The organism is Catenulispora rubra, assembly GCF_015356825.1.
Lineage (GTDB): Bacteria > Actinomycetota > Actinomycetes > Streptomycetales > Catenulisporaceae > Catenulispora > Catenulispora rubra.
Map to the genome: position 1 here is coordinate 24,163 of NZ_JAACYW010000119.1, position 8,283 is coordinate 32,445.

Annotated in this window: 5 protein-coding genes; 1 reads left to right on the top strand and 4 read right to left on the bottom strand. The window is 70.4% G+C overall.

From position 1 onward, the window contains the following. Positions 1 to 7: 7 nt before the first annotated feature. The 4 genes from GWK61_RS28505 to GWK61_RS28520 form a co-directional block, all read right to left on the bottom strand. Complete coding sequence (locus GWK61_RS28505) at positions 8 to 274, bottom strand: hypothetical protein (RefSeq protein ID WP_194913376.1); 267 nt, start codon at positions 272 to 274, stop codon at positions 8 to 10. Beyond that, a complete protein-coding gene (locus tag GWK61_RS59845; RefSeq protein ID WP_194913379.1) occupies positions 271 to 2,298 on the bottom strand; it encodes an AAA family ATPase in 2,028 nt (675 codons plus the stop codon). The genes GWK61_RS28505 and GWK61_RS59845 overlap by 4 nt, the downstream gene beginning before the upstream one ends. Then, a complete protein-coding gene (locus GWK61_RS28515) occupies positions 2,298 to 3,626 on the bottom strand; it encodes a hypothetical protein (protein WP_194913381.1) in 1,329 nt (442 codons plus the stop codon). Before GWK61_RS28515 ends, GWK61_RS59845 begins: the two co-directional genes overlap by 1 nt. 185 nt (positions 3,627 to 3,811) lie before the next feature. Next, positions 3,812 to 7,600, bottom strand: coding sequence for a CHAT domain-containing protein (locus GWK61_RS28520; protein ID WP_194913383.1), 3,789 nt, complete (start codon positions 7,598 to 7,600; stop codon positions 3,812 to 3,814). 351 nt (positions 7,601 to 7,951) lie between these two features. Here GWK61_RS28520 and GWK61_RS56965 point away from each other — a divergent pair. After that, on the top strand, positions 7,952 to 8,283 hold a 332-nt coding region (locus tag GWK61_RS56965), incomplete at its 3' end, for a hypothetical protein (protein WP_228563085.1).

An 8,283-nucleotide genomic window follows, 5' to 3' on the forward strand; every position in this document is an offset into this window, starting at 1 on the left:
CCTCCTCCTATCGTGCGTAGACCGTGGCCGGGCCCTCGGCGTGCAGGGCCGGCCGGATCTTGTGGCCGTTGTGGATCCTCTGACGGTCGGTGTTCGTCTCCCCCGGCGGAAAGCTCCCGCAGTACCAGCACCCGGACCGGTCCCGGGCCTGAGCGTCGTCAGACGCCGGCCCGGGGCCGTTCCCCCCGGCGACGCCGCCGATCGTCCCCTCCTCGTTCGGCGACGGGTCATGGTGGTCGTGCTGGTGGGTGGGTCGCCGCCGGCGCCGGCTCATCGCCGTCCTCCCGGCGTCACCCGAGCCCGCAACCGCGGCGCGGAATCGACGTCGCCGGGGAGCGCGGCGGTGATCTCGACCAGGGAGTCGGCCTCGACCCCCTCGTCGAACAGCAGCCGCGCCAACGGGTTGATCAGATGGCTCTCCAGCCGGTTGCCGATGCCGCGGCCGCCGTTGGCGCTGTCCTGCACACACGCCTTGATCAGCTGCTCCCGGGCCGCGTCGTCGAAACTCAGCCCGATCTCCAGCTCCCGGTCGATGGTCCGGACGATGGTGTCGATCTGCTTGGCGCAGATCTGCTCGGCCGCCGCGGCGCCGATGAAGTCGAACACGACGATGTCGTCGCCGAGCCGGTTGAGCAGTTCGGGCCGGCCGATCCGGGTGGTGAAGTGGTCCCGCACCGCTGCCGTGACCTTGCGTTCCAGCTCTGAGTACGGCATCTCCGGGTCGGTCGTGACGATGCCGAGGTTCGAGGTGAAGATCAGGACGCACTCGGAGAAGTACGTGGTGACGCCCTGCCCGTCGGTGAGCCGGCCGTCCTCCAGGATCTGCAGGAGCTTGTCCAGAACCGGCCGGTGCGCCTTCTCGATCTCGTCGAACACCACCACCCGGAACGGATTGCGCCGCACCGCCCCGGTCAACTCGCCGCCGGCCTCGTACCCGACGTAGCCGGGCGGCGCGCCGATCAGCCGGTCGACGGCGTGGTCGGCGGCGAACTCGCTCATGTCGAAGCGCAGATAGGAGTCGACGTCGCCGAACAGCAGCGCCGCTACCTGCTTGGCCAGCTCTGTCTTGCCCACGCCGGTGGGACCGGCGAAGAACAGCACGCTACGGGGCCGGGACTTGGCGTTCGTGGCCTGCGCGCCGGACAGGCCCAGCGCGGCCCTTTTGAGGATGTCCAGGGTCTTGCCGACCGCGCGTTCCTGGCCGATCACGTTGTCCCGGATGACTTTCTCGCCGTCGAGGATGTGCGCGCGGATGCTGTCGTACCGCCACGGGTTCTGCTCGACACCCAGCTTGTAGATCCGCACCGCGTCGGCCACCCGGTCCGCAGCGATATCGCGGTCCAGCGAGAGCCGTGCGATCTCGGTCATCGAACGCAGCGTCAGCCCGTCGGTGCGGCTGGCGAACTCCTTCGCCGTCAGCTCCGCGGCCTTCGTGTCGGCCGGGGGCGAGGGCAGTCTGGACACCAGGACCCGGGCGTGGGCCTGCCGGTCGCCGAGGGTCGGCAGGCCGACCGCGACGGTCCGGATCGGATCGGCGCCGGCGGTCAGCCAGGCCGGCAGGTCCCGGTCGCCGTCGGCGAGCCAGATGATCGGGTTGAACAGGTAGCCGTCGGCGCCCTGCGGCCGCAACGGTTTCGCGGTGAGCGCGAGCTTCAGGCAGTAGAGGAAGAAGTCCCGCTCGCCGGCGTCCAGCTGTCCGGGCATGTGCGTTATCCGCGAGGCGTAGTCGAAGACGACGGCCGCGCGCACCGGCGGCGGGGAGGCGACCGGCTTCGAGTAGTCGGTCGGTTCGGCCGGGCCGCCTTGAGTGCCCTGGCCGCTCTGGCCGTCCTGGCCACTGTGACTGCCCTGGCTGCGCTGATTGCCCTGGCCGCTGTGGCCGATGGGGCCGGCCGAGCCGGTGTCGGCGTCCGCCGGCGGCTGTTCCGGAGCGCCGACCACCTTGGCCAGCAGCGGCCGCATCCGTTCCAGCGTGGGACGACGGCCGACGGCCCGGTTGCCGAGGAGCCGCTGCGCGGCGGAAAGCGCAGCTGGCGTCTCCGGGTACACCGAGATCCCGTCAACAGTGTCGAAGCAGATGAAGCACTCGTATCCGCGCGGCTCCAGCGCCTGCCACAGCAGCGGCAGCAGCGACGTCGGCCGCGGCGCACGGCTCTTGTACCGCACCGGGAATTGGTCGCGCAGGTTGCCGTGCAGCACGTACTGCGAGTGCACCGCGAGCGTGCCGGCGACCTCGTCGACGAAGGCCGGGAAGTCGGGCGGATCCGGCTGGGGGCCGACGGCCTCGGAGGAGCTCATCACGGTGTCCCCTTCATCGGCCTCGGGTCGTGGTACGTGGGCAGCCCGGGCTGCACGACGTCGCCGGTCGCAGCCCCGTCGAAGCCGTCCGGCACATAGCCCTCGTCGGTGACCACGGCCGCGCCGAGCCGGCTGCCCAGCGTCCGGATGTCGGCGTTGAAGCCGTCGCAGCGCTCCCGCTCCCGGGCCGCGGCCTCGTCGCCGTCCAGGTCGTGCGCGCGGACGACCCGGCCGTGCAGGGCGCCGTGGCTGTCGATCCAGATCTCCGCCGAGTGCTCCGAGCCCCAGTCCGGCCGGGCGAGCCGCAGTTCGGCCGAGTTCCGCACGTCGAACTCCGGCTCCAGCGAATAGCCCAGATCGGTCAGGCACGAGTGCATCAGACCCTTGACGAAGTGGCAGCGTGCCTGCGCGTCGGCCCACTCGGCGGCCTCAGCGGCCTCGGCCCGCAGATCCGCGCTCAGGTCCCGGTCGCCGGCCACGACGGCCCGCAGCTTCGCGGCCGTGCCGGAGAACGGCGTCGGGGGATCGCCCAGCGCCGACTGCTCCTCCAGCACCACCAGCCACTGCCCGGCCAGCCGGCGCCGCGACGCCGCCGCGTTCACCGCCGTCACCTTGGCCCGCAGGCTCTCCAGGTACGACCGCGCCTCGCGGGCGTCGTCCTGTGCGACACACGCTGCGGCGGCCAGCACGTCCAGGTGCTCGCGCTCGTCGGCGTCCGGGTCCAGGGTCTCCAGGACCGTCTTGACGTCGGCCGGCGTCGGCTTCATCGGCGTCTCGCTGGCGCCGGCGACCGCGGCGCTCGGCCCGCGCCGCTTCTGCAGCATCTGCTGGTATTCCTTCAGCGCCTTGGCGGCATCCGGCCGGGCCAGGACGTACTGCGGCAGATACGCGCCCAGATGCCGGGCCTCGTCGCCGGCCACCGCGATCCGCACCGCCGCCTGCGCCTGCGCCACCAGCTGCGCCGTCAGCTCGGCACGCCGCGACGCCTCGGTCGCGGTGCAGCCGGAAATGCTCAGCGGCGTGGGGATGTCGACCTGGACGCCGGCCTTGGCGGCCCGCGCCCTCAGGGCACTGATACGGCTGTTCAGCTCGACCGCGTCCGCCGCCACCACACCCCAGATCCGCCGCGTGATCTCGGCGTCGGACTGCGCGGCGGCCATGCCCTCCAGTCGGGCCCCGTAGTCGCCGACCGCACGGAACGCGGCCTCGGCCGCCATGTTCGCCGCACGTGCCACCAGAACCGCGGCTGCACCCGCGGCCAGTACGGTGGCTGCTGCCGCCGCGGCGGCCACGGCCGGCGGCGCGATGAGGATTCCTCCAGAACTCATACAATCCCTCCCGTTCGGATATGACGGACAGAGCCTCTCCTCCGTCCCGGGTCCGGCGGTCAATGAGCGACGCTGTGCGTTGAACACCTGACGGACGAGGAGGAGCGGCGCGAACGACAACACCTCGCCGACCAGGTGGTCGACGAGGTGAGGGGCGCTTCTGGAGCCGTCAGGCTGTCAAGGCTTTATGAAAGCCCTGCGTTGCCCTGGTGGATGAACGGGGCCCACTTCGAGGCGTCGTCCAGCGGCGTCCGCATCTCTTGGAGCAGGTGTTCGCTTACCGCCGGAATCGGCTCCCGGTCGGCGTCCAGCATCCAGAGCTGGGCCGCCCGCAGGGCCTCGGCCGGAGTCAGGTCGCCGGCGGCGAGGTAGTGGTGGAAGACGACCATGCAGACCGCCGTCGCCCAGTCGTCGACGGCCCACCGGGAGCCGATCACATCGGTCGCGCCCCGCGCCACGAACGCTGTGGTCAGGGTCAGCGCTTCGTCGTGGTCGCGGTTGCTCAGGTCGGTCTCGCAACAGTCGAGGATGACGAGCGAGGAGAACCGGTCCTGGGAGCCGGGCCGTGAGGCGTCCACGATCTCGGCCACTGTGAGGTATTCGGGACCGCCGTCGTCTTGCCCGGGGTCGTCTCCGGACGCTTCCGCGCCTGGTGGCAGCGCCAGTAGAAGCCGCGAGGCGGTCGGTCGCGTGCTCGCGGTGCCGTGCGCGATGATCTGCACCATCGACGCCGGCTCCCGGCCGTCGTCCCCGGTGAGCACGGCCTGCACCTGCTCGGGGGTTCCTGCCGCCTCAACCTCCTGGCCCTCTACTGAGCCCATGAGCCGCGCCGTAGGAAGGTAGGTCCGACGCAGGGTGACGGCCTCCTCCTCGGCGTACCGCAGGGTCCTGCTGGGATCCACGACCAGGACCGGATCCGTGGCATACGGCGTTCTGCGCCTGGAAAGACTGCGCACCAGCTCGTCCGCCGACGCCGCATACGACACGACGAGCACGTCGCAGGCACGCGGCGGCCGGGACAGCCCGGCCGTCGACGGCTTGGGGGCGATCAGCGCCGCGTGCCAGGGCACCAGGCCGAGTTGGCCGCAGGGGATGAGTACGACGCGGCCGGGTGCTTCCGGCGTGGGCACTAAAGGCAGCGCCGCGATGACTCGATTCATTACTGCGGTCCCGGCCCAGGCACAGAGCTCGTCCAAGGAGAGCTCCCAGTGCGGTTCGGGCTTGAGATCCCGTGTCGGATCCTGACGCTCCGGCCCCCGCAACCGCTGGTACCGCCTGGCCGACTGGTCGAGGTAGTCCTCCACCTTTCCCAGGCTGGTGAGCGGCAACTCGCGAGTGGCGCCGTTCCGGAGGATCATCAGGACCTTGCCGGCCACGCTGTCGGTGCCGGGCAGGAGATAGACCAGGGCGTCCAGACCGGCTCGATCGAGGTTTGCGACGATCTGCGCCAGTGTCGGCACGACGAGTAGATCGCGGTGCGGCTGCCAGTTCGAGCCCGGCGCTGGTTCGGCATCCGATGAAGCCGCCGAAGCCGCACGCGGCGCGCGCAGGGCTTCCAACGCGCGGCGCCTCAGATCGCTGGGCAGGTTGAACTGTGTGGCGTCCGCGCCGGGCACCGCCGCACTCGCCCCGCCGACCTCGCTGGCCCCGCTCGTGCTGCTGGCCCCGTCGGCCCTGCTCGCGCTGCTGGCCCTGCCGACCCCGCGGCCATCGTTCCCGGATCCCGCGTCGGAACGCTCCCACTGCTCGGCGAGATCCACCTCGCCGACGGCACGCAGGCGGTCCGGCACCGTCCCGGCGGTCGCCGTGGCCCGCAGGACGAGGCCTCGTCCCAGCTCCAGCACCTCGATCGCGTCCTCGACGCGGTGCTCCTCCAGCGCCCAGCCTGCGGCCCGCAACCCACGAAGTGCCCCGGTCCGCGCCGCCTGCAAGCCATGCTCGGCCCCGAGCTGCAACAGCACGTCCCCGGCCACCAGTTCCAGCGACTCGCGTGTCAGCGCCACCGCTCGGCGGTTGTCGCGCAGCGCGGCGTCACGCCGGTTCCGCAGCGCCTCCGCCAGGCTCCACAGAACGCGGCTGGCGATCTGCGTGCCGGTGCGTTCGGTGAGCTGGTCCTTGGCCTGTTCGAGGGCGTCGATCGCCTCACCGAGGAGCTTCGCCTTGGCGGGGCCGTCGCTGAGGAGGAGGTACTGCGCCATCAGCCCGGACGCGAGAAGCATCCGGGTCTGGACCGCGCCGTCGTACGAGACCAGGTCCGTCATCAGCAAGCTGCGCGCGCTGTCGACGGCCTTCCCGACCTCCATCGGCCGATTCTCGAGTGCGCCGACGATCATGTGTGCCGACGACGCGAGGGTTTCCATGAGCGGGCGCACGGTTTCCGGCATCGGCTTCTCGCGCGCGACCTGGATGTGCGCGCGAGCTTCGCGGGCCATGTCCGTGTCGTGGCGGCGCACCGCCAAAGCGAGCTTCGCGAGTGCCTGCTGCATCGGTTGGAGAAACTGCCACTCGGCGAAGGCATCCGGGGCCGGACCGGCTTGCGACAACTCGGCGACGAGTCGTCCCAGGGCTTCTTCGTCCTCGGACTCGATGGCTTCGGAGATCCGCAGGCTCTGCCCGAGATTTCCGCTCACCAGATTGATCTCGTCGAGCTCCGGATTCGGCGTCTTGAGTCCGTCGTCCTGGAGGAGTCCCAAGGCCTTCGCCTCGTCCTGCCTGTTGCCGTAGGAGGAGGCCGACCACGACAGCAGGCTGGGATAGACCGAGGTGAGGAGCCAGGACATCTCGCCGGCCTCCGGGCTGTGCATCACCTCTTGTAGGTTCCGCAGGGCCTGATCCACCTGCTGGGGCTCGTTCGTGCGGACGGCCATGGCGAGGCGGCCGAAGGCGGCGATGCTCAGGCTGCGGCTCGCGCCGTCGGCCTCGTAGCTGCTGATCCGGGTTTTGAAGTCAGCCGGATCGAGTGCTCCGGGCACGCACATCTCGATCAAGATGGCCAGGTCGTCCCAGGGGAGGCTCTGGTCGGGGTCGGGCGGCGTGTTCTGGGTCGCCGGCGGAGTCGGGGGAGTCGGGGGACTCGGCGGGCTCGACAGACTCGGCGGACCCGACAGACTCGGTGGACCCGGTTGACCCGGTTGACCCGGTTGACCCGGTTGACCCGGCGGACCCGGCGGACCCGGCGGACCCGGCGGACCCGGCGTGCTCGGCGGACTCGTTGGACTCGTTGGACTTGGCGGACTCGGCGGTGCCTCTGCCTGGCGCCGCTCAAGGGTCTCAGCCTGCTTCATCAGCTCGTTCATGATCACACCGAGCTGGCCGGTCGGCTGGACGGGCAGCTCGTCGATGTGTTTGCGCATCGCGGCCGTCGTGACGTTCGAGGGATCCCGCAGCAGCTGCAACCAGACGTTCAGGGTCATGTTGAAGGACTTCAACTTGGCCGCGCGCGGATCCTCCGGATGAGCCGCCACGATCTCCTCGATGAGTCCGCGCAACTCATGGAGGTCGTCGACGATGGGCCCGCTCTCCTGCATCTCCCGGATCAGCGCCAGGAGCGAGCCCAGCTTGCCGGTCGTGTCCGGCCCGAAGTCGGCGACGTTCGCGGGCACGAGCATCACCGCGAACAGCAGCATCGCCTCCAGGTTGCCCTCGGCGGTCAGGTGCCCGCCGGCGCGCCCGGCGCGGAAACAGCGCAGGGCCTCCGCCCGATCCGCGTCCGTCCACCCGAAGCGGTTGCCCCGGAACGCATACAGCGCGCCCAGGGACACCCGCAGGGTTCCGAGGGACGCGTCGTCGTCGGGGAGGCGGGCGCCCGCGCGCTGTTCGAGCCTGGAGGCCTCGTCGATCATCTGGTCGAGATCGGGGGCCGACGGCGGTGGTGTCGGAGGTGCTGTCGGAGGGCTCGCAGCGACCAGCGCGGCAGCTCGGGGGAGCAGGTTCTGTACTTCCTCACGCAGGTTCGATGGGTCCTGGTGGTCCATGTCATTAGTCTGACGGACTGGAAGTGGGGCGGTGTTGCTTTGTGTGGGGGTGCGGGTGTCGGGGCTGGTATCGGCGTTGGTTTCGGCACTGGTGTCGGGTGGGGTGCCGGTGAGCTGGCGAGGTGCGGTTGGGTTGTGGGTTTACAGGCGTTTTTTGACGGCTTCGCCAATGGTTGGATGGCCTCGCAGGGGACGCAGTTCGGTTGAGTCCCGCATGTCGCGCTGGCGGCCGCCGGTTTTCGCGAACACGACCGTGCGCTGGTCCAGGTCTGTGCATGGTGCGCTGGCGGCTGCCGGTTTTCGCGTACACGACCGTGCACTGGTCCAGGTCTGTGCATGGTGCGTTGGCGGGTGGCGGTTTTCGCGGGCAAGACCGCGCGTGGATCCGAGTCACTGCGCATGCGTCATGTGGGCGGCTGGCGGCCGCGTTTGGTGGGTGCGTTGAGGCCTCTGGCGGGCCTCCTCGACGAGGGTGCGACCCGTGCGTCGGGCTGTTTGGCGGCGGTCCGCGACTGTTCGGCTTTCTATCCGCTGTTGCCTGCGTCGCGCTGTGCGCTGGCGGTGCTGCTTGTGGTCGCCGGGTTCTGGGTCCCTCGCCGCGTCATCGCCGTAAACGGAACCAGCCCGGTTTGGCGGAATCAAGCCGCATCGCTGCTGCTGTGGTCCGGCTCCGTCCGGCTTGA